12 protein-coding genes are annotated in these 24,607 nt (G+C 41.5%); 11 read left to right on the top strand and 1 reads right to left on the bottom strand.

Annotation, left to right across the window (positions count from 1 at the left end):
• Positions 1-147 precede the first annotated feature (147 nt).
• The 3 genes from DW036_RS00390 to DW036_RS00380 are packed head-to-tail and all read left to right on the top strand — an operon-like array spanning position 148 to position 5,550.
• Complete coding sequence (locus DW036_RS00390) at positions 148-3,282, top strand: TonB-dependent receptor (protein ID WP_118460408.1); 3,135 nt, start codon at positions 148-150, stop codon at positions 3,280-3,282.
• A gap of 14 nt (positions 3,283-3,296) precedes the next feature.
• Positions 3,297-4,973 (top strand): RagB/SusD family nutrient uptake outer membrane protein, encoded by a 1,677-nt coding sequence (locus DW036_RS00385; RefSeq protein ID WP_118460406.1) that lies wholly within the window; start codon positions 3,297-3,299, stop codon positions 4,971-4,973.
• Positions 4,974-4,992: 19 nt separating this feature from the next.
• Positions 4,993-5,550: a hypothetical protein gene (locus tag DW036_RS00380; RefSeq protein ID WP_118461124.1), complete on the top strand. Its 558-nt coding sequence runs from the start codon at positions 4,993-4,995 to the stop codon at positions 5,548-5,550.
• 135 nt (positions 5,551-5,685) lie between these two features.
• Here DW036_RS00380 and DW036_RS00375 read toward each other — a convergent pair whose 3' ends face one another.
• Positions 5,686-8,559, bottom strand: a complete 2,874-nt coding sequence (locus DW036_RS00375; RefSeq protein WP_118461123.1) for a transcriptional regulator — start codon at positions 8,557-8,559, stop codon at positions 5,686-5,688.
• 423 nt (positions 8,560-8,982) lie between these two features.
• On the opposite strand from DW036_RS00375, the gene DW036_RS00370 reads away from it, so the two are divergent.
• The 8 genes from DW036_RS00370 (at position 8,983) to DW036_RS00335 (ending at position 24,508) form a co-directional block, all read left to right on the top strand.
• Complete coding sequence (locus DW036_RS00370; RefSeq protein ID WP_118460404.1) at positions 8,983-12,051, top strand: TonB-dependent receptor; 3,069 nt, start codon at positions 8,983-8,985, stop codon at positions 12,049-12,051.
• Positions 12,052-12,077: 26 nt separating this feature from the next.
• A complete protein-coding gene (locus DW036_RS00365) occupies positions 12,078-13,847 on the top strand; it encodes a RagB/SusD family nutrient uptake outer membrane protein (protein ID WP_118460402.1) in 1,770 nt (589 codons plus the stop codon).
• Between the two features lie 47 nt (positions 13,848-13,894).
• Entirely contained in the window at positions 13,895-14,299 is a 405-nt protein-coding gene (locus DW036_RS00360) for a hypothetical protein (RefSeq protein WP_021967871.1), read from the top strand.
• A gap of 37 nt (positions 14,300-14,336) precedes the next feature.
• The gene (locus tag DW036_RS00355; protein WP_118460400.1) at positions 14,337-15,386 is read left to right on the top strand and encodes a DUF4466 family protein; all 1,050 of its coding nucleotides are present in this window, start codon (positions 14,337-14,339) and stop codon (positions 15,384-15,386) included.
• 10 nt (positions 15,387-15,396) lie between these two features.
• Positions 15,397-18,375 carry a glycosyl hydrolase family 28-related protein gene (locus tag DW036_RS00350; protein ID WP_118460398.1) on the top strand — a complete coding sequence of 993 codons (2,979 nt, stop codon included), beginning with the start codon at positions 15,397-15,399 and terminating at the stop codon, positions 18,373-18,375.
• Positions 18,376-18,554: 179 nt separating this feature from the next.
• Complete coding sequence (locus tag DW036_RS00345; protein ID WP_118460397.1) at positions 18,555-21,230, top strand: glycoside hydrolase family 2 TIM barrel-domain containing protein; 2,676 nt, start codon at positions 18,555-18,557, stop codon at positions 21,228-21,230.
• Positions 21,231-21,248: 18 nt separating this feature from the next.
• The gene (locus DW036_RS00340; RefSeq protein ID WP_118460395.1) at positions 21,249-23,582 is read left to right on the top strand and encodes an alginate lyase family protein; all 2,334 of its coding nucleotides are present in this window, start codon (positions 21,249-21,251) and stop codon (positions 23,580-23,582) included.
• 116 nt (positions 23,583-23,698) lie between these two features.
• Positions 23,699-24,508, top strand: coding sequence for an SDR family oxidoreductase (locus DW036_RS00335; protein ID WP_118221509.1), 810 nt, complete (start codon positions 23,699-23,701; stop codon positions 24,506-24,508).
• Positions 24,509-24,607: the final 99 nt, after the last annotated feature.

Genomic DNA, 24,607 nt, shown 5'->3' with positions numbered 1-24,607 from the left:
TACAAAGAAAGTATTGATGTAGTATAAATGTTTTAATTGTGAGTTTTTGACGTATCCAAACTCCACCCTCCAATTCTATAAACAAATAGTTTTGCAACGCATTCAAGTCAATAATGTAATTATAGTATTAATCAAAATCTAAGTATTATGAGAATGAAAAATTCTTCATGGAAATTAGTGCAGTTTTTATTACTATGCTGTTTCCTTTTCCTCTCAGATGTCGGGATGTACGCCCAAAACGCACTTACCCTCACGGGACAGATAGTGGACACAACAACAAAAGAACCACTTATCGGAGTAACCATCCAAGAAAAAGGTACCACAAATGGAGGTATCACTGATTTTAATGGTAATTTTTCTCTTAAAGTATCTTCAAGTGATGCGCTTATCTCCTTTTCTTATATAGGATATAAGACTGTAGAGTTAAAGGCATCTGCTGTAAAAGGAATTATTCAGTTAAAAGAAGACAGTGAAACATTACAAGAAGTAGTAGTGGTGGGGTACGGAGTACAAAAAAAAGTAAATCTTTCAGGATCAGTGTCTGCAATTGATGGAGAACAAATTGCAGCCAAGCCCTCCAGTGATGTACTCTCCGCATTACAAGGTGAAATGCCGGGTGTTGCTGTGTTACGTAGCAGCGGGCAACCAGGTAGCGAAACATCGGGAATGCGTATTCGCGGGTTTTCATCCGTCAACTCCACATCAACATTAGTTTTAATTGATGGAATAGAAGGAGATATGACTTTATTAAATCCTAATGACATAGCTTCCATCTCAGTATTAAAAGACGCAGCAGCTTGTGCTATTTACGGTGCACGTGCAGCAGCCGGCGTTGTATTAATTACAACCAAAGTAGGTACAGAAGGGAAACCAAGAATCTCCTACAATGCTTATTATTCTTTTAATATTCCAGGTAATATGCCCGAACGCCTTCCGGCATGGGAAGAGCAAGGTTTTATTGATCAAAGCCGCATTCCTACTACTGGAAAAACAGAATGGACTGCAGAGAAAGCATCTTGGGTAGGAAATCCTAATTTCAACACTCGCCCCCTCTCCAATGGACGTTGGGACTTCTTTGATGCAGTCAACTGGGTAGCAGAAGGAACTAAAAAACATACGGCTCAGCAAAGCCATTCTGTATCTGTCAGCGGAGGTAGCAAAGCCATGAACTACATGTTGTCTGCCAACTTTTATACGAAAGATGGTTTGCTAAAATATGGACCGGATAGCAATGACCGCTACAATATCCATGCAAAAGTAAATACTAACATCAATAAATATATTGATTTAGGTATCAATGTGCAATACCAATCCAAGGAAGTGGAATCTTCTTCCTATGGATCTACCGGACTTTTCAATCTTCTTTACTCTGCCCGAGGACGTCAGTCCATATATAATCCCGAAGGGGATGAAAGTGGAAATCCGTATAATGGAGACTTACAGGCTAATGCAATTGATATAATGAAAAATGGTGGTCAGAAAACAACTAAATATGAAGCTTTCATCGGAAAAGCAAACCTGACCATCAAAGATTTTATAAAAGGACTCCGAATAAATTTGAGTGCATCACGTAAAGCAGGCTACTATGCCGAACAGAATAACAGACGTACCTTGGTTTGGAAAGACCGCTTTGGAAAAAATGTTCGTAACAGTACCAATGACCCAAATTCTTTATATAAAAAAAAGAACTCTGATTACCACGATTTGATGGAAGCAACCATCAACTATACATTCAATTTACAGAACCAGCATCATTTTAATGTATTAGCAGGTTCTTCTTATGAGAACTACCGCAAAGATGAAATTGATGCTACGGCAAAAAACATGAATTCTAATGATTTCTTCTCTTTCAACTATTATGATACATCAGTAGCCACTAATACCGTTATCGGAGATAATATTGAGCCATGGTCTATGATGTCCTATTTCGGAAGAGTCAACTATAACTTTAAAGAACGTTATCTACTAGAAGCTAACATCCGCTACGATGGCAGTTCACGTTTAGCCCCTGATAAACGTTGGAAAGCATTTCCGTCTATATCTGCTGCATGGCGTGTTAACGAAGAAAGATGGTTCAAAATTGATTGGATAAGCAATTTAAAAATTCGTGCTTCTTGGGGGCAACTGGGTAATGGGGCTGTACTCGGTCTATATGATTATATACCATTAATCAGCGATTCACAAAGTAATACATCAGCCACTTATATGGGCGAAAAGTGGTTCTATCAAGCTAATATGCCTTCTACTGAAAAGACTTGGGAAGTTATTGAAACAACCAACCTCGGTATAGATTTCGGTTTCCTGAATAATCGGTTAATCGGTAGTTTGGAATATTATTGGAAGTACAATAATGATATGCTTTCTTCTCTTCAACTTCCTCACCAAATAGGTATCGGTGTACCCAAAATAAATATCGGACGTTTAAAAACCTGGGGATGGGATTTCAATATCGGATGGAAAGATCAAATTAAAGATGTCAGTTATCAAATAAGTTTCAATCTCTCTGACAGCGACAACAGATTAGTAGAATATGATGGGGCCAGTGTTATCTCAGCCGGCGGTGTAGAATTATTGGAAGGTTATTCCTTAAATACTATTTGGGGATATGAGACAGATGGTTTCTGGAAAAGTCGTGAAGAGTATCTTAAATACAAAGAAGAACATCCGGGGTACAAATCATTCAATGATGGTAAAGTCAGTGGCGGTGACATAAAGTATGTTGCTCAAGGTGAGTCCAACCATGAAATTGGTGTCGGTGAAGCAACTCCTGAAAAGCCGGGTGACTTGGTCTGTCTAGGTAACTCTAACGGGCGCTACCTTTATGGGATAAATTTGGCAGCACAATGGAAAGGTTTCGATATTTCTGTAATGTTTCAAGGTGTAGCCAAACGTAAAGTAATTGTTAATCCGGAAGCCTTTGCACCTTTGTATCAAGACTACATGATGCCATGGACTATCCATCGTGATTATTGGACAGAAGATAATCAGAATGCATATTGGCCTCGACTGTATCAATATAAAGGCAATGATTTTAACTTTAAAACATCTGATAGATGGATACAAAATGGAGCATATCTTCGACTGAAGAACATTACTTTAGGGTACACTATACCTGTTCCTAAAAAATATCTGGAAAAACTGAGAATATATGTAACCGGAGAGGATATCTGGGAACATAGTAATATGCTTTCTGTGTTTGATCCGGAAATCGGAAATAATGCAAAAAGAGACCTCTATCCATTCTTCCGCAGTTGGACAATCGGATTAAATGTCACATTCTAAATAAAAGGACCAATATGAAAAAGATATATTTATTATTAATAGTTACTTTTCTAGTAGCTGGCTGCACGCTTAATAGAGAACCTGAAACCTCGCTTGCAGATCCCAATTTCTGGAAGTCAGAGAAAGACCTACGAGGTGCATGCAACAGATTATACATTGATCTGCCAGGTTTCTCACATGACAAACGTTCTGATGAACTAGTAGGTCCCAATCAAGATGTAGTTTCCAGTGGCAATCGTAGTGTTCCTGGTACCTCCGGTGATTGGACTGATCCCTACAAAAAAATTGCAATATGTAATAATATCATCGTTAAAGGAGAAATAACTCCTGTCAGTGAAGAAGCCAGAAACCGTTGGATAGCAGAAGCTCGCTTTTTCCGTGCTTATCATTACTTTGATTTAGTAAAGAAATATGGTGATGTGCCCTTAATTTTAAAAGTATTCGGAAACACAACCGATCCGGATATTAAAAGAGCACGCGATCCACGAGAAACTGTAATCCAGCAATGCTATACTGATTTAGAGTTTGCCTTACAATGGCTTCCCAAAATTGATGCTTTAAAAAGTGAAAGTGATTGGGGGCGTGTTTCACAGTCAGCGGCATTAGGCATGATTGTACGAATCGGTTTATATGAAGGAACTCATAGTAAATATCATCAGACAACCGGGGGAGACTACAAAGCCCATTTAAAAAGAGCCATCGATGCTGCTGAAACAATGATCTACACAGAAAAAAAGCATGACCTTTACACTGACTTTCAAAAACTATTTTACTTCGATGGAGAAGGCAGTCAAAACAAGGAGAGCGTCTTTGTTAAAATCTATGGACCAAACGGAGCCGGAACAATTACACACAACAATTCTCGAGGGCTCGAAAATACAGCAGCAATAACCCGTAGCATGTTAGACAACTTTCTATATAGTGATGGCCTCCCCCGTGAAAAGTCTCCACTAGCAAAACACCCGGAAGTTAGATACAATGACGTTCTGGAGAATCGTGATCCTCGTTTGGCGATGACTATCTATGCAGCAGGTGAAGAAGCTTATAAAGGTACATATAAGCCATTCAAAACAGACGACCAGGCGCATGGCTACGGCTACCCTATTAAAAAAGGTTTTATGCTGGACCAATGGAGCACTAATAGTAAAGAAACTGTAGATAAGATAATTATCCGCTATGCCGAGATCCTAATTTCATATGCTGAGGCTTTATACGAGTATAATGGAAGTATCAGCGACCAGAAACTTGATGAAACCATTAATTATGTTCGCCAACGTGTAGGGTTTAACATAAAATTGACCAATGCTTTTGTACAAAGTAATAATCTGGATATGTTGAAAGAAATACGTCGAGAACGCATGGTGGAATTTATCGATGAGGGGTTACATTACAATGACATCATTCGCTGGAAAACGGCAGAAGAGGTTTTGCCTAAAGCGGTTTTAGGACTTCTCTATAATTCGGAAGATACGCCAGTTAAGGAAAATGAGTTAGGTGGACGCCTAACTGACAAAAATGGCTATTACAAAGGTGATAAACTCTATGATGAAGGTAATATTTTTGTTATTGAAGAGGCTGGCTCACGCAGTTTTGATCCCAAAAGAGATTATCTCTATCCAATACCTTCATATGAAATCGGTACTTCTGGAGGAAACATTAAACAAAACCCATATTGGGGCAATGAAAACTAATTAAAAACAAGCAATGAATATGAAGAAGTTTATGACACTTTTACTGTTTGTTACAGTATGCGGTCTGTTTGCCAGCTGCGGCGATGACGACTGGAGCAACAATAATCCAGAAATGGAGCACATTTACTATTATGGACTTGGTAATGTGAAATTTCCTGGAGGGAACGAATTACAATATGATGTAAAACAAGGAGAGGTTGTAGCTATTCCAACTTATTTTTTCAGTGCATATACGAGAAATTATAGTCCGGTTGTATTCTATTACACTTCACCGGTTCCCAAAGTCGAAGAGCTAAAATGCGGTGAAGATTATCAAGTAGTAGATACTAATGGTAACATCTTAGCCCCTGATACTAATACCGGATACAGCATGATTTGGCCAAATGCCAAAAAAGGGACCCAAAATATCTATATCAAAGCACTAACTGGTAAAAAAGGGAAAATCCGTGTATTGACTTTTGATCCTCAAAAAACGATTGATGCCACAGATATTAATTCTACAACCATTACCAAAACAGATGAATATGAAGTAAGAGCTTTTAGTGAAAACTATTATGTTACAGTTAATATTAAATAGAGATTTACAGTTCAGCTCTTTTAAAAAGGCATAGGAATATTCTAAATGAAGGCATGTCTTTGGGGACATGCCTTCATTCTAACTTAAAATTAATTATAAAATAGACGCAAACGCTCAACCATTCTCATCCACAAATTATTTTGAGAATTTCTGCAGGAATTCTGCAAGATTCTCCCCTTCTTCCAATCCCAGTTTCTTGCGTAAACGGTAACGGCTAATCTCCACTCCTCGCAAAGATATATTCAGGAGTGGAGCTATTTCTTTAGAAAGCAAATTCATCTGAATATAAGCACAAAGCAGTTTTTCTTTGTTATTCAGTTCCGGATATGCCTCTTCCAGTTTACGGAAGAAATCATGATGCACAGAATCGAAAGTACTCTGGAATGCCTGTAAATCATCATCATGCTCAATATTCGTATCGATCTGCCCCAACAACCGGAGTGTTTTCCGGCGAAGGGATACAAGATTCTCCTCACTGATAGAATGAGAAATACCCAGCACTTCTTTCTTGATGTCCAACAAGATTTCGTTCTTGCGCACAATATTCAAAGTGGTACGAATCAGTTCCTCCGATTTATAACGTAATTCTGACTGCAGGTTTTCTTCTTTCAGGATATCTATCTTCTTATCTTTCAGTTCACTTTCTTTCTTAAACTCTTGTTTCTGACGATAAAGTTCCAGTTCTTTCTGCATCAGCAAGCGCTTGCGGCTATCGGCAATACGATAATATATATAGTATAGCAAGCCACTTAACATGACTGCATAAATCAAATAGCTCCACCATGCACGATACCAGGGAGGTAATACCTCAAAAGCAAAACTCGTAATCACCGGTTCCTGATCTTTATCTGTCATCAGTTTTACACTGAATACATATTTCCCTTCATGTAAGCCTGTAAATTCCTTCATGCTATTCTCGCTGTACTCACTCCATTGACCTTTATCACTACCATTACTGAGCCGGAATGAATAAAGGGTTGCTTGGGAAGGATCATAGGTATTCACATTGTACTGAATACGAAGAGAGTTGTGACGATAAGGAACAATCACCGGCGAATCATCATACTGGTAACTACGCCCATAGATCAATGAATCACGTTGCCCGGTCAGATATACCCGACGAATCTGCAAAGACAATGGTGTAACATCCGTAGTAATCTGCGAAAGACTTACCAATGAGAAACCTTCTTCTGTGCCTACTACCGCCTGATCGTCACATACATTTACACACTCATTATTTTCAATCAACGAACCTTTCAGAAAAGACTCATGAGGATTCTTATAATAAGTATTTTTCATGGCATCATAGCGCAACAGTTTCAGCGCTCCGCCCACTACATACCACATATTATGCGAAATATCTGTAGTAAGATAAGTATAGGAAGCCTTTCCATCCAATAAAGATTCCAGCTCTGAATACTCTTCCAAGCTATCCGTAACCTGATTATAACGCCATAAGCCATAGTGTGACACCACCACGGTTTCATTGTTTATCTGAGCCAAATAAGCATCATATCCCGTAGGAAAAGAATGGTTATTATAGTTCTTCAAATTTATGACTTCTTTCAAGTCATCAGACAGTTGAAGGCGACACACACCTCTATCTTTATTAGTAATCCATAATATATTACCTGTCTTCTCAGCCAAAAGACTTTTTGCAGAATAGGTAAAGTTCCGAAGCCGGCCGGCTACTTTCCACTTTCCGGATTCCTTCTGCAACAGATGTAATCCGCTATATTTGCCATATGTTCCCACAATCAACACATCCGGCCGGTGGCTGAGAGATACAAGCAGACGCGTCCCTCTCAAGCCATCCAGATGTTCCACATTAGCACCATCTATTACAAAAATGCCATTATCCGAAGCACAGAACAGCTTATCATCATGATTCAGGAACGACCACACCTGACCACCCGTACCGGGAATAAAATCCATCGGTATCGTCTGATTCAAATCTACAGAAGGCACGGTACAATACAATCCCTGGTTAGTTCCCAAATATAGTTTATCCCGATAGAGATGAGAAGTGTATCCCGAACCTATAACCGGCTTGTTACCATATAAAGAGGATATACGAGAATTCAAATGAATATAATCAATTCCATTATCCAATCCTAACCAAAGATTTTCCTGTGTATCAAAAGCCATACTAAGCACTGTTTTATTCTGCAATCCGCTACTAATAGATATGACATCGATCTCATCTTTTTCAAGATTCAATAAGCACACCCCATCTTGTACAGAGCCTATGGCCAACAAAGAATGATTAAGAGCCGCACAAAACACACGGTTTTTCTTCATGAACTCATCTGCCGCACAAGTATATTTATCAATCTTTTCACCATCATAAGTAAAGAGTCCGTTATAGCGGGTAGCTATCAGAACCTTACCGTTATAAGGTAACAGACTGGAAATTCTTCCCAATATCTCCGAACCGGGTACTACAGTGAAGTCTTTCCCATCAAGAATAAGTAGCCCCTCGGCAGCGCCTATATAAAATTTATTGTATACGATAGAAGAAGTATATATTTCACCGCTACATTCCAGATACTCCAAACGGTCATTTTCCCAATAAAACAAGCTACGATCCGACTGGAAACAGATTCGGTTTTTGTCTTGCAGAATATTCCAGATAACACCAATAGCAGAGTTAGGAGGCAAACTATCCGAAAGACAAGTATAATCTAACCCTCCCAAACGATTCGGCGTAAAATAGCCAAAACGACCGATTCCACCGATGTAAATCCGTCCGTCATTTCCTATTTTCATAGCACGGGCTTTTGCATTATGCATGGGATAAAGATTCCATCCGGCACCATCAAACTCCAGCAGTCCATTGGTATTGGCCACATACATCCAACCGTTTTCATGCTGCTGTAACCCCCAATTCTGATTACCGGCTTTATAAGCATGACGTGTATAGTTCGTTATCGGCCGTTGCCAACCGGCACTCAATGATGAGCACAATAGGAGAAGAAAAAAGAATGTAGCATACGTCTTTAGTTTCATAGCGGTCAACTTTTGGTTTCGTAAAAGCAAAGATAATGTCTTTTTTATGAATAGCACTCTATTCTTTGAGAAAAAGAGAAGTAGTCTTGCAAGCATAAAATTACTACATATACTATTAATATCCAAAACATTACTTTCACATAGAGAAAGTCTTGATGTAGTCAGTAATCAAGGCTGATGTAGTTAAGATGTAGTCACATTTCCAATGTGAGTACGAAAGAGCGATATATTTGCCATCACTTTATACAACGATTTAGAAAAGCATATTAACCATTAAAAGAGAAAGGACGCCTATGAAATAATACTTAATGAATCACACATCTTATTAAAGAGGGGCATAAGATCCACTTCCACCTTAAGAAGTAAAAGCCCTCGGTTCTTACATGAAATTAACCTTTTATTATTCATTTAAATTTAAGCTATATGAAACATTTTTTGGTATTCCTATTAGTCTTTATTGGTATCGGAAGCGTCTCGGCACAACAGACCAAGATTACCGGTACAGTAAAAGATAACACAGGAGAAACGATTATTGGCGCTAATGTCACCATCAAAGGAGGTACAGGTGGTACTATCACAGACATTGACGGTCATTTTAGCATTGATGCCTCAACAAATGCCACTCTTGTGATATCCTTCATTGGATACACAACACAAGAGGTTGCCTTGAAAGGCAAAACAAATATCGTTGTAACTCTCAACGAAGACTCACAAGCATTGGACGAAGTTATAGTGATTGGGTATGGCACCCAGAAAAAAGTCAACCTGACCGGTTCGGTATCAGCAGTGAAGATTGATGAAGCAATTGCCAGCCGTTCCATTTCCAATGTATCGTCCGGACTTTCCGGTTTAGTACCGGGATTAGTGGTAAACCAATCTACTGGTTTTGCAGGTTCCGATGGCGCATCACTGAAAGTGCGCGGTTTAGGTTCTATCAATAACTCCGACCCGCTCATCGTAGTGGATGGCATGCCTGATGTTGACATCAACCGTATTAATATGAATGATATCGAGAGCATTTCTGTATTGAAAGATGCTGCTTCATCAGCCGTTTACGGTTCGCGTGCTGCTAATGGTGTTATTCTGATTACCACCAAAAACGGTCTGGGACAGAGTAAGGCAAAGATTACTTATAATGGTTCTTATGCTTGGGCAAGCCCGGTAGAATTCTACGACTACATGAATGACTACTCCCGCGCACTAACTATGCACATGCGGGCTGCCGGCACAGGAAACAGCTCAACCAACTTCCGCCAAGGAACAGTGGAGCAATGGATGGCCATGAGTATGGTTGACCCTATTCTGTTTCCCAACACCGACCAATTTGATGAGATGTTCCGCACAGGTGGTACACTCAACCAGACTATTTCGGCTTCGGGCGGTTCGGACAAAATGAATTTCTATGCATCAATCGGTATTATGGATCAGAAAGGATTGCAGATTCATAATGACTATAGCCGCTACAATATGCGTTTCAACCTGGATTATAAAATCCGAGACAACTTTAAAATCGGAATGAAGTCAGACGGTCAATGGTCCGAAACAACCGCTCCCCGTGGAAGCGGTTTGGAAAATGCCGGTTTGAAATATGCAGTATCCGGTATATTGAACAAGCATCCTGAAACGGGCGAATATGGTGGCGCCATGGCTTATGGTGAAAACTCTGCCGCCGGTAACGTCGCTGCCGAATATGAAGCATACCGTACAACTACCTCACGCAAGGAGTTCAATGGAAATGCTTATGCAGAATGGGAACCTCTGAAAGGTCTTAAACTAAATGTAAGCTATGCATTGAGGTATTATAATCAATTCTCAAAAGCTATTCAGAATCCTTTAAAGCAATGGAATTTCCAGAGCAATACAGTAGCCCGTGAAATGCCGGACAACGGAGGAGATGGTATTACCGACTCTAATTATGAAGGTTATAAAACACTGTTCCAAGGTAGAATTAGCTATGACCGTGAGATTGCTCCGGGACATCACATTACAGCGATGTTTAATGCCGCCGAAGAATTCTGGTCTGACCGTCAACTTGGCGCTTGGAGAAAAGACAGACTCCATTCAAGTCTCGAAGAACTGAATGCAGCCTCAGCTGCACAACAAACCAACTGGGGTAGATCCGAATCAGAAGGCTTACGTTCCTTTATCGGTCGTGTCAACTACGCAATGTTCGACAAATATTTGTTTGAGTTCAACTTCCGTTCGGACGGTTCTTCCCGTTTTGCCAAAGGACATCAGTGGGGCTTCTTCCCCTCAGGAGCAATCGGCTGGCGTATTTCTGAAGAAGCATTCTTTGAACCTTTGAAGAAAGTTATCAGCAATGCCAAATTCCGTGCTTCTTACGGTACATTGGGTAATAACTCCGGTGTAGGCCGTTATGAACAAAAGGAAACGATGAAAACGACTAATTACATCATGAATGGTAAGTTAGTACAAGGATTCAGTGCCAGTAAAATGATCAACCAGGATCTTTCCTGGGAATCAACACGTGTTATCAATGTGGGTCTGGACCTTGGTTTATTCAATAACCAACTGACGGCTGAACTTGACTGGTACGATCGTTTCACCACCGGTATGATTCGTGGCTCCAGTATTTCTTCTATCCTTTCCGGATATGACGCCCCCCGTGTAAATATCGCCGACTTGCGCAATCGTGGTATTGAAGCCAATATCACCTGGCGTTCCAAAGTTGGAAAATTGGATTACAGCATCAACGTGAATGCTTCTTACAATGTGAACAAACTGGAAGAATGGGGTGATCATCTCGACAGAGGATGGACAGCATTGAATATGCCTTACCACTTCCTGTATATTTATGAAGCCTACCCCGGACTGGTACAATCTTGGAATCAGATCTATAATGCTCCCTATCAAGGTAATTATACCGCACCCGGTGACGTCTTGATTAAAGACCTGAATGGTGACGGACAAATCGATGATAAAGATAAAAAAGCATGGAAAGATAAGTATCGTGAAACCCCACTCGGACAATTTGGTATCACCCTGACCGGAGGATATAAAGGTTTTGATATCCAGGCATTATTCCAGGGCAGTTATGGTCGCGCAGATATGTGGTTGGACGATCTCAATAATGTAAGCGTTCCAGCCGACCGTTATGCTTTCCAGAGTTTCCACTGGAATGACACCTGGTCATTGGATAATCGTAATGCTTCCATGCCAAGACTGGTTACAGGTAGCGGAGGTTCCTATAACAGAACGGAAAGCACTTTCTGGGCGGAAAACATGAATTATGTACGTCTGAAAAACTTGCAGATAGGTTATTCAATCCCAACCAAGTTACTGAAAAAGATTTCATTTGAACGTGCTCGTATTTATCTGTCTGCAGAAAATGTTTTCACAATAACCCCGTGGAAAGGTGTTGACCCGGAGAAATCTATCAGTAGTTGGAATCAACAATACAATAGATCGGATGCTAATGACCTCTATCCTTTGGTTAAAACCTATTCTATCGGTATTAATGTTGAATTTTGATAACCACCTTAAATTAGAAAACGAATATGAAATACATTAAGTATATATTATTTGCCGGACTGGTCGGAACAATGTCATCTTGCGTAAGTGATTTACTGGACAGACAGCCGACTACAGAAGTATCTTCAGACCTCTTCTGGAAAAGCACAGATGATGCTTTGTCATCCACTTACGGGGTCTACAATGCTATCCGTGACTTGTATGCTACCGATTATTATTACGACGGACAGGGTGAATTTCAAAATACCCGTGGCAAAAGTATCGGAAGTATCACGGGATGGAGCCCTGCCGCCTGGGTGACAAGCGGTTTTTCATCTATGTGGAACAATGCCTATAAAACTATCAACCGCGCTAACTTTACTATCCAGAACATAGAGCGGATGATTGAAATAGAGGGGAATGCCACCACCCGAACTTCTCTGGAACGTATTAATGCTGAAAACTATTTTCTTCGCGCATTAGCTTACTTCCGCCTGATTGAGAACTGGGGTGATGTACCTTATTATCGCCATGTACTCTCAGGAGATGCTGAAGCTTGTTCTCTTGAACGTATTCCTATTGCAACCATCAAGGATGATATCCTGCAAGACTTGCAATATGCTTACGAGAAACTGCCTGCAAGCGTAAGTGGTGGCGAAGCCGGACGTGCAACTCAGGTAGCAGCTTTGGCTTTCAAAGGCAAAATAGAACTTTACTGGGCATCCTGGAAGAAAAACGGTTGGCCGGAACTGAAAGATTTCCAACAAAGCACAAGCGAAGCCCAAGAATACTATAAACTGGCCGCTGCCGACTTCAAGAAAGTGATCTACGATTATGATCTGAAACTTTTCGGCAACGGTGACCCAGGCGAGTATCAGACTCCCAACTATTGGAAGTTATTCCAATATGATAATGAGTATTGCCAGGAAATCATATTTTCTCTTCAATATGGAGGTCCTAACTTAGGTGACGGACAAGGAGAAAGCTTATTACGTGATTTTGGCACACGTTCTACAGCCAATGCACAATGCTGGATTATGCCGACTAATCGCCTGGTAAACCGTTATCAATCGACTATAACAGGAGATTTCTTACCTGAGTTAATCTTAAACAATCAGGAAAATCTGGAAAACGGCGCATGGAACCGCAAAAGCTACGAAAATCGTGACTGGCGTATGAGAAGTACTATCTTATGGAATGGTGAAAAGATGATTAAAGTAGCTTTGGACGGTATGTCCATTGGTGACAGCCTGACTTGGATGTTCGGAGTTAGAGGCGAAGAATCCAAAGGCTTTATCAATAACGATGCCAGTAGTCAGACTGGTTATATCTACCGTAAATGGGTACGCCAAGTAGGTATTGCCGAACGTACACAGGGACCTCAAGATTTCTATCTGATGCGTCTTGCTGACGTCTACCTGATGTACTGTGAAGCCGTGAATGAAACAGATGGTCCATCACAGGAATTAGTAGGATTAATCAATCAAATCCGTAACAGAGGTAATCTGCCTGGATTGAAAGAAAGCAAGTATGCTAACAAAGAAGAGTTCTTTAAGGCTATCGAGCAAGAACGTATCGTAGAATTAGCTACCGAAGGGCATCGTCCGTTTGACATCCGCCGCTGGAGAAAAGTCAACGAAATATGGGGTGAACCGAATAGTGATGGGCAAACGCTGTATGACACTAAAGGCACCAGGCTCCGTGACGAGTTCAAAAATGCTTCCGAACGTGACTTCCAGAAATACTATATTTATCAGATTCCGGAAGGTGAAAGAAGCCGTAATCCGAAGTTGACTCAGAATACCCCATGGTATTAATGCTCAGCGTGAAAAACAATACTTATTTAAAACAAGAACGAACATTTATGAAAAGTGTATATAGAATACTAAGTCTTTTGTTTGTATGCCTCCTGATACAAGCTTGCGGAGACGCCCCGTTGGATGACAACAATTTGTTGATTACCGACAGTGAAGAATGCTATATGTCCAACTTCGAGTTGAGAGGTCCGGACGATCGTAATGTATTGGTTGAAACCAATATTCAGGATATAGAAACAGATGCTACGAAAGGTATAGTTACTGCTGTAGCTAAATTCGGAACAAATCTGAAGCATGTTAAACCTCACTGTTCTGTAGCTAAGGATTGTATTGTAACCCCTTCTATGGGTTCATGGATCGACTTTAGTCAATCACGTGAATATACGGTTATCTCGGGTAACCGCCAAGTGAAGAGGACCTATACCATCACTGTAGCTTTACAGGGAGAATAATTTAAAACAGTATCAACTTTAAAAAAGGAGACTATTTATGAAACTACTGAAATATGTAATGCTGTCTGCCATTGCGCTTTCCTGTTTTTCATGTAGCGATGACGATGATTCTACGCTGAGAAACGATCTGATCAAAAAGACAGTTGCTCCTGCTATCGCAGGTGAAAAAATAGAGTTCGCTTATGCCATGGGTGCCCAGATGGGACAGTTGGGTCAAGCCGAAGTAAGGGCTTCTATCGCAGGAGCCGAAGGTACAGGATTTGAACTCAACTCCTGGTTCACTGCAAGAAACAAACTGGTGGTAAACGGAGTGACGTATCAGGCAGGGGATGATGTTCCTGTACAAACAGTAAAGGACACTTCCACGAATGGTGCCACATCTACTGCCACTATGATGGATAAAGTAGATGAACACTATATGAATCCGACAGTGGCTTTCGGTACCAGCCAAGCATCACTGATTGCTGCTACTGTACGCTATGCATACGTGGTACCTGCAGAAGCTAAAGGAAAGAATATCTCTTTCACTTTCTCATCAACTTCCAGCACAGGCGCCAAGGCTTCTTACAGTACACCATCTTACCCTGTCTCTAAAATGGATATGAAACGGCTCATTGAATTGGGTAATGAAGGAGCCTGTTATTTCTCTATTGAAGACATGAAGGCTTATACAAAAGAAGAAGTAACCGCTCAAAGTCTGGCCGGTAAAATTGACTTTATTTACATTTACCAAGCTAAATTAAATGGTTACGATTATAAGCATTCATTCGTATCGCCAGGTACTGACCCGAAATACATTGCAATTGCAGGCATCGTTCCTGCTGGAGCCACCAATAAGACCCCTATGGAAAAACGCGCCAATGTACGAGATGCACAGCTGAAAGGTGAAGCACCCAATGTTTACATTGACGATGTTGACTTCCAGAGTTTGGATCTCGGCGCGGCAGTTGATTATGCATTGACATTCAGCAAGGATGACGGTGCATTTATGAAAACAGCAAATGGCAAGTATGCCGCTTATGTATATGTGAACAAAATTGATGATAGTGGTAAAATGACGGTTAGCATCAAACGTTATCCGTTGTAATCTCATGCACATGAATCGTATCAGAATCCATATTTTCTTTTTAATTGTGCTCCTCGCAGGAGGAATACAAGCTCAAAATCCCCGGTCGGTCTTCACCGACCGACCGGTGGACTCTGCAGCCGTATATTTTACTCCGGAATACTTCCCTATCAAACCAGATGGAAGTACGGACGTATCTGATGCTCTGCAAGAAGCACTGAATACCGCCAAACATAAAGAATCGGGTTGCGGTATTCTTTTTGTCCCCGAAGGAGTTTATAAACTTAGTAAAACGATATATATACCTTCAGGGATACGTCTCATTGGATATGGGACCAAACGTCCGGTATTCGTCCTTGGCAAAAATTCACCCGGTTTCCAGGAAGTGACGCATGAAACAAATAAAGGGAAGTATCTTTTCTGGTTCATCAGCGGAAACTACCGTTCTGAACGTCCAGTGAGTGATGCTAATGCCGGAACTTTTTATAGTTCGTTACTAAACGCAGATATTCGTATTGAAGATGGAAATCCGAATGCTTCAGGAATCCGCGCCCATTTTGCCCAGCACTGCTCCATCTCCAATGTGACGATTCACGTAGGAAAAGGACGTGCAGGAATTGTAGATGCAGGTAATCATCTGGAAAACGTATCCGTCTTTGGAGGAGAATATGGTATTGATACGGATAAATCAGCCCCGGGATGGCCCATTATGCTACTCAACAGTTATTTTGAAGGACAGCGTAAAAGTGCGATCCTGACTAATGAAGGCGGATTGACTATCGTACGCATGAAAGTAAAGAATGTACCCGTGGCTGTAGAGATTAAAAAAGATGCACCTGATCGCCTGTTTATGGAAGACTGTATCTTTGAGAATGTACAACAAACGGGACTCATTCTGACCGATGCAGGCAATGCAGCTACGCAAATCAATCTTCGAAATATACAGTGCAAAAATGTTCCGGTATTTTCTCTGGAACGTTCTACAAAAGAACAGGTATCCGGTAAGGGAAAGGCCTACTGCATTACCCGTTTCACTTATGGTTTCAACGCTAACAGTCTCGAAGATATTCCCCAGATAGTACGCGAAGCTGAAACCGTACCTATCAAGAATATTATTTCACTGGATGCCAGTGATACCCCGATGCTCCCTACAATGAATCATTGGGTCAATATTCGGGATTTGGGTGCCAAAGGAGACGGATTTAGCGATGATACGGAAATATTCCGGGAAGCCATAAAGAAATATACGAATATCTATATTCCGCAAGGATGGTATGTGGTCAAAGATCCATTAGTTTTAGAGCCGAATACAAATATAATCGGACTACACCCCGGAACCACTATCCTGTTAACACTAGGCGGTAATCCTGCATTTAGTGGTTTTGGAGCACCTCAGGCACAGTTAACGGCTCCCAAAGGAGGTACTAATATCGTATGTGGTATCTTCCTCAACGCTGATGCATATAATTATCGGGCTGTAAATTGTAAATGGATGGCAGGTGAAGGTTCATACTTATACGATGTAAAATTCAGCGGACATGATAAGAACCGCTTCTTCTATAACGGGCAAAGTGCAGCCAATCCATTAGAAAAGCCTATGCCTGTAACTCCGGAAACTCATGACCTGATAACCCGTGCCTGGGATAACCAACATTGGAGTTTATGGATTACCAACGGAGGCGGAGGTACTTTCCGGGATTTATGGACGGCTAATGAATATAGCTCGGCAGGTCTTTATGTGAGCCATACCGAAACGCCCGGACGCATCTATGGAATGTCTCTGGAACATCACTTACGTAATGAAGCAATCTTTCGTAACGTTGCCAACTGGAAAATCTATGATTTTCAGTTTGAAGTAGAAGCTGAAGGTATCGACACACAGCCATTGGACTTGATTGATTGCCGTAACCTGACTTTCGCTAATTTCTACTCTTACCGTGTATCACGCATGTTGAAGTCTTATCCATCAGCTATACGAACCTGGAATTGCAAAGACATTGAATTTCTCAACCTGCATAATTATGCCCATGCCCGCGTGAAATTTACTTCCAATGCCAGCCTGTATGATGTAAATAGTCGGCATGAAGCACGTCGCTGGGAATTGGCACGACTGCAACTGACCGGCAAAGAGAACCGGAAATACTCATTGAACAATGAAATAGGAAAAGCTGAGATTATAGTCACCGGCTTTGAATTCATTGACGGATTGACTAAAGACAGCCAAGGCAATATCTATTTCTGCGAATATCGTATGCGACGTATCTACAAACTGGATATTAAAAGCGGGCAAGTGACTTCCATTACCGATTTCCCCTGGAATGCAGTGGCACTGACCTGTGATACGCAGGACAACCTGATTGTTGTCACCAAATACATATCTCAACCCGGTTATAAAAATGATGATACACGCAATGACAACCAGCCATTATTCGGATGGCGTGGATCGGGTGGCTTATGGGGATTCACCTACGTTCCCAAGCTTTATTCAATCCGCCCTGAAAATGCAGATGATAGCTTTCAGGTACTTCCTTTAGTAGATATGTCACAGGTACAGAAGCCTCAGAAAGTATGTTATTTAGCCAACCGGACTATTACCCAAAATGAATATTACGGTGGTAGAAAACCAACTCAATGCTTTGTAGCCCCGGATGGAGTAACTATTATTCCATATTATGAAGACCTGTTCCGTTGTTCATCTATAGTGGAAGCCGTTCCGGGAGAAACAATCTATACACTGGATGAGTATCACCAACGAGTTATTCATTCGGAAACAGATACCCAAGGTTTCTTACAACGTAGTCATGTATTCGCAGATGGAGGTGACCGTAGTGTAGTAACAGACCAAACCGGCAATGTATATGTAGCAAACGGAGATATCTCTATTTTTGATTCCACAGGCAAAGCTATAGGAACAATAGAGGTGCCCGAACGCCCGACATCTTTATTGATAAGCGGGGATAAGCTCTATATTACAGCCATATCCTCACTTTATCAAGTAAGATTAAAATAACAAGTTTTTCCCATTCAGACTAAGTTAGCAATAAGGTTAATAAGAGTTCGATAGGTTGGATTAGTAAGATTGTGACTTGATTGTGATTGGGGGCAAGGAGCGGAAAATAATCAGTTTCTTTATTTTCCGCCTCCTTTTTTAGTAATTTTGAAAATTATATCACATATAATTATCTTACCATGAAAAAGAAAGAAAACACATCCAGACAGAAAGCTTTCCACAGGATAGCTACTACCGCCCTATCTCTATTATTCCTGACAACCGTACAGGCACAGCGAGAAAGTCAAACCATCAATGACAGTTGGAAATTCCTACAAGGAGAATGCCCTGCAGCAATAGATAGTGCTTTCAATGATGCAAACTGGACATCCGTCCATCTGCCACACACCTGGAATACGGATGCTTACACTGAAAAGGATTATTATCGGGGAACAGGCTGGTATCGCCGGCAAATATCGATACCGCAAAGTTGGAAAGAAAAACAGATATTTCTAAAACTGGATGCTGCCAGTAAAGCTGCCACCATTTATATCAATGGAGAAAAGGTAGGTGAACATACCGGAGGATATACTACCTGCACATTCGATATTACCCCATTTTGCTCATTGAATACTCCCAATTCTCTTGCTGTTTGTGTAGATAATGCCCGTCAGGATATCCCTCCTATTTCAGGTGACTTTACATTCTTTGGCGGCATATATCGGGATGTATGGCTCACAGCTGTCCCGAAACAACATTTCCATCTGACGAATTATGGTTCGGAGGGAATTTTCATCAGTACCCCCCAAGTATCCGAGGAAAAAGGTACAATACTTATCCATGGAGATATAAAGAATGATGCTATCCGGAAAGCATCACTCGAACTGGAACACATCATATATCACCCTGACGGAAGCATTGCCCAGAGCCTGAAACAGTCCATACAGATCAAGGCCGGAGAACAGTATTCTTTCCGTTCTGAAACCTCTCCAATCTTAACTCCTCAGTTATGGACTCCGGAAACACCTCACCTCTACAGGGTGGAAAGTATTCTACGTGATAAAAAGACTAAAACGATTCTTGACCAAAGTAACCACTATACCGGTTTCCGCTGGTTTAGTTTTGATGGTGAAAAAGGATTCTCCCTCAACGGAAAACCTTATAAACTACGCGGTATTTGCCGTCACCAGGACCAGAAACCCATTGGGGTGGCACTAACGGATGAGATGCACCGTCGCGACATAAAATTGATGAAGGAAATGGGAGCCAACTTCATCCGTATCTCTCACTATCCACAAGATGATGCTTTACTGGAAATGTGCGATAAACTCGGTATGTTAGCTTGGGAAGAAATACCCATCATTGACATTGTACCCGATACTCCCGGCTATACAGAGAACTGCGAACGCAATCTGCGGGAGATGATACGCCAGCATTATAACCATCCTTCAATCATCACTTGGGGATATATGAACGAAATCTTACTCGTCACTCAACGACGCTATAAAAAAGAAGAAGAATTAAAGCCCATACTGGAACGAACACTGGCACTGGCCAATCGCCTGGAAGTAGTGTTAAAAGAAGAAGATACAACCCGTGTCAGCACTATGGCCTTCCATGGTAGCAATAGCTATAATGAAGTTGGCTTAGGCAGTATTACCGATATTGTCGGTTGGAATCTTTACCAAGGCTGGTATGGAGGTAACCTCACCGGATTCGAACAGTATCTGGAAGAACAACACAAAAAGTATCCTTCTCACCCCATGATTGTCAGCGAATACGGTGCAGGATCTGACAAGCGCTTACATTCGCTACAACCTCATGCATTTGATTTCAGTATCGAATACCAGCAGAAGTATCTGGAGCATTACCTGCCTGTACTGGAGGAAACATCTTACATCTGTGGTGGAACACACTGGAATTTCATCGATTTCTCTTCCGCATTGCGTGATGAGTCTATGCCACGGATCAATAATAAAGGATTGGTATATTCAGACCGTACTCCTAAAGATGTATACTATTATTATAAAGCTGCCTGGCGTCAAGACATTCCAGTATTACATATCGCCAGCCGCGACTGGACACATCGTGCCGGTGTACAGCATGGGAAAGAGTCGGTCATATTACCGGTTAAAGTATATACTAATCTTCCTGAGGTAGAGCTTTTTATAGATGGAAAGTCTTTGGGCAAACAGAAAACCAAGAATTTTGCAGTAACATTTGAGGTGCCATTCCGCCAAAAAGAACACTTTATCTTTGCTAAAGCAGAAAATAAAAAAGCCGTCCAAGATATCTCTTTTGTAGAAGACGGAATCCGCTTAAACTTTACCCCTATCCCTGCTAATTTAAATGAAACAAATCTACGGGACTTAGAACTTGCCATCAATGTAGGAAGTGATTGTTTCTATACTTCCGATGAAAGTAATCTCACCTGGTTGCCCGATCAGCCTTATACTGAAAACGGCTGGGGATATATTGGCGGAGAAAGTAAAAGCAGTCAGATACAAATAAAGAATACCAGTGACGGGCCTCTATTTCAGACTCTTCGCAACGGAATTGAAGGCTACCGTTTCGATGTTCCCAACGGAGTTTATGAAATAGAATTTCTTTTTACAGATATATTCCGTGAGAATGCGACAACAGTTTACCAATTAGGTCGTAATTCTGATGTGGAAAACCGTGAAAACAGATTCGACATAATAATCAATGATCAAACTATCGAAGAAAGTTTTTCCCCTTGTAGCGAAAACGATTATTTTCATGCTCTGCGGAAAAGATACAATATTACAAACTTTCGGAATAAAATTGAAATACTCTTCCCTGTTCGGAATGGAAAAAGCTTTCTGAACGGTATAAAACTCAGGAAACTTTATTAACTTCAAAACAAAAACACCATGAGAGTCAGAATTAACTTAGTTATTATCTGTTTATTACTTGCAGTAGGCCATATTCAGGCACAATCCATTTGGAATGGAGCACATCTGCAAAGAGTAAAACAATCATTACACCAACCCTACTTTTCTACCACATATCAAGAGTTGGTGGCAGAAGCAGATAAGTTGCTGGATGTACAACCTCTATCCGTTGTGATGAAAGAAAAGACGCCCGGTAGCGGAGATAAGCACGATTATATGAGCCAGGCACGCTATTATTGGCCCGATCCCTCGAAGCCTGACGGTTTACCCTACATCAACCGTGACGGCGAGTCGAACCCGGAGCTGAACAAACTGGACCGGAACCGTCTCGGAGCAACTGCCCAACGTGTTACCACTCTTGCACTTGCCTGGTATTTCAGCAATGACGAGAAGTATGCCCAAAAGGCAACTGAACTGATCCGGGCGTGGTTCTTCAATAAAGATACGCGCATGAACCCGAATCTGGAATATGCCCAGATGATACCGGGACACCATAACAACAAAGGGCGCTGTTATGGCATTATCGATACTTATTCGTTCGTTGAGATGCTGGATGCCGTACAACTATTGGAAAAATCGAAAGCCTTCACACCCAAAGACAGTAAACAACTGAAAGCATGGTTCGGCAAACTGCTGACATGGATACTGAATAGTCCGCAAGGACAGGAAGAAGCTAATCAGGCTAATAACCACAGTACAGCACATGATGCACAAGTTATCGCTTTCGCCCTATATGCAGGGAATGTGAAAGTGGCACAAGAAGTCATCAATGCTATCCCCCAAAGACGTATCTTCACTCAGATCGAGCCGGATGGCAGGCAACCACATGAGTTGCGCCGTACCCTTGCATTCGGCTATTCACAGTTCAATCTGTCCCATTTCATCGATATTTTTCTTATGGCTCAGAAGATTGGCATTTCGATTGATAACGCTACATCAACGGACGGTCGCAATTTCTACAAGGCAATGGACTTCTTAGCCCCATACGTTGGCAAAGATGTAAAAGAATGGCCCTACCAACAAATCAGCGAATGGGATTACAAACAGCAGGAATTCTGCAAAGACCTGTACCGTGTTTTCCTGTTAAATCCGGAACGTACAGACTATCTGAAACTTTATAGAGCACATCGCACCATTGATTGGAAAGACCGTTTCAATCTATTGTGGGTAAAACCTGATGATATAGACAATGCATATGCCTTTGCCTGTGGACAACTGCAATTTGCCATAAAATGTGCAAATAAGGGCAGAAAAGAAGCTGACAATCAATGCAAGCACCGCGTAACGCCCCGGAGTATCAACAAAGACGGTTCACTGCGAATGATACATCCGCACGACTGGTGTTCGGGCTTCTTCCCCGGTTCATTATGGCAAGTATATGCTTATACAAACGATGATTTTTGGCGTCAGGAAGCTATCAGCAATACTTGGATGATAGAAGAGGCTAAATGGCACAAAGGTACTCACGACCTGGGTTTCATGATGAATAACAGTTTCGGGAAAGCTTACCAGTTAACAGGTGAACGTTCTTATAAGGATGTAGTGTTACAAAGTGCCAAAACCCTGATTACCCGCTACAATGACAAAGTAAAGAGCATTCGTTCATGGGATCATAACCGTGACAAATGGAAATATCCCGTTATCATCGACAACCTGATGAACCTGGAAATGCTATTTTGGGCTACTCAGGAAACCGGCGATTCCATTTACTGGAAAATTGCAGTAAACCATGCCAATACTACCATGAAAAATCACTTCCGTCCGGATTACTCTTCATATCATGTAGTAGATTACGACCCTGAAACAGGCGAAGTGCGTGCCAAACAGACTGCACAAGGTTATGCCGATGATTCTTTCTGGAGCCGTGGACAAGCATGGGGATTATACGGATATACCATGTGCTATCGTTTCACAAAGGATCCGGCTTACCTACAACAGGCACGCCATATTGCAGACTTCTTTTTCGGCCTACCGAACTTGCCGGAAGACTTTATTCCTTACTGGGACATGAAAGCGCCCGGTATTCCCAACGTTCCCCGCGATGCCTCTGCCGCTGCCATCATGGCTTCAGCCCTGTATGAACTCCAGACCTATGTTTCAACAGAAGATAGCAACCGTTATCAAGGCATTGCCGACAAGATCGTAGATAGCCTCAACAAACATTACCAAGCCGAACCGGAAACAAGCTATGGCTTCCTGTTACTCCACTCTACCGGACACCATCCTGGAGGTGATGAAATAGATGTTCCTCTCAATTATGCAGACTATTATTATCTGGAAGCATTAGCCAGAAAAGACGTTTTTAAGCAATAATTAATACTTTTTGATATAGGAGTTCACCTTTTTGAGACGTTTGTTATAGTAAACGAACTACTTTTCCACTACTTTTGTAGCACAGAGATTTAGAATAAACTTATAAATGAAAAGACATGAAAAACTTATTCGACATTAAAGACAAAGTGATTATCGTTACCGGCGGTTGCGGTATCCTGGGTAAAAGTATTGCTAACTATCTTGCAGAACAAGGTGCCAAAATCGTAATCCTTGACCGTGTAGAAGAAATCGGTAAGGAGCTGGAGGCTGAACTAAACCAGAAGACAGAGGCTATGTTCTTGGTAACAGACGTCCTGAACAAAGAAATATTGGAAGAAAACAAGAAAGCTATCCTGGAACGTTTCGGCACCATTGATATATTGTTGAATGCTGCAGGTGGAAATATGGCCGGCGCTACTATTGCTCCGGATAAAACCATTCTTGACTTGGAAGTAGATGCTTTCAGAAAAGTAGTAGATCTGAACCTTTTCGGTACGGTATTGCCTACAATGGCATTCGTAGACGTGATGGCAAAGAATAAAAAAGGCGTTATCGTTAACTTCTGCTCCGAATCGGCCCTGCGCCCTCTCACGCGTGTGGTAGGATATGGTTCTGCCAAAGCTGCCATTGCTAACTACACCCGTTATATGGCTACGGAACTGGCTACCAAATTCAGTCCTGAACTTCGTGTAAACGCCATCGTTCCGGGCTTCCTGCTGACAAACCAGAACCGTGCTCTGCTGACTAATCCGGACGGATCTTATACTGACCGTGCAAAGACTATCATTGCCCACACCCCATGCGGCCGCTTTGCCGAACCGGAAGAATTGTTCGGAACCATCCACTATCTTATCAGCGATGCTTCCAGCTTCGTAACAGGTGCTTTGTCAGTAGTAGACGGTGGTTTTGACGCTTTCTCTATCTAACATTTACAAAGTGAATATGGAACACTATAGTGGTACAAATGAAACACTTGTATGGCTCAACCCAAACACTTGTGTGGTACACGTAAAACACAAGTGTTC

Source organism: Bacteroides sp. AF39-11AC (genome assembly GCF_003474285.1).
GTDB lineage: Bacteria > Bacteroidota > Bacteroidia > Bacteroidales > Bacteroidaceae > Bacteroides.
This window is presented reverse-complemented; position numbering and strand designations above follow the sequence as displayed.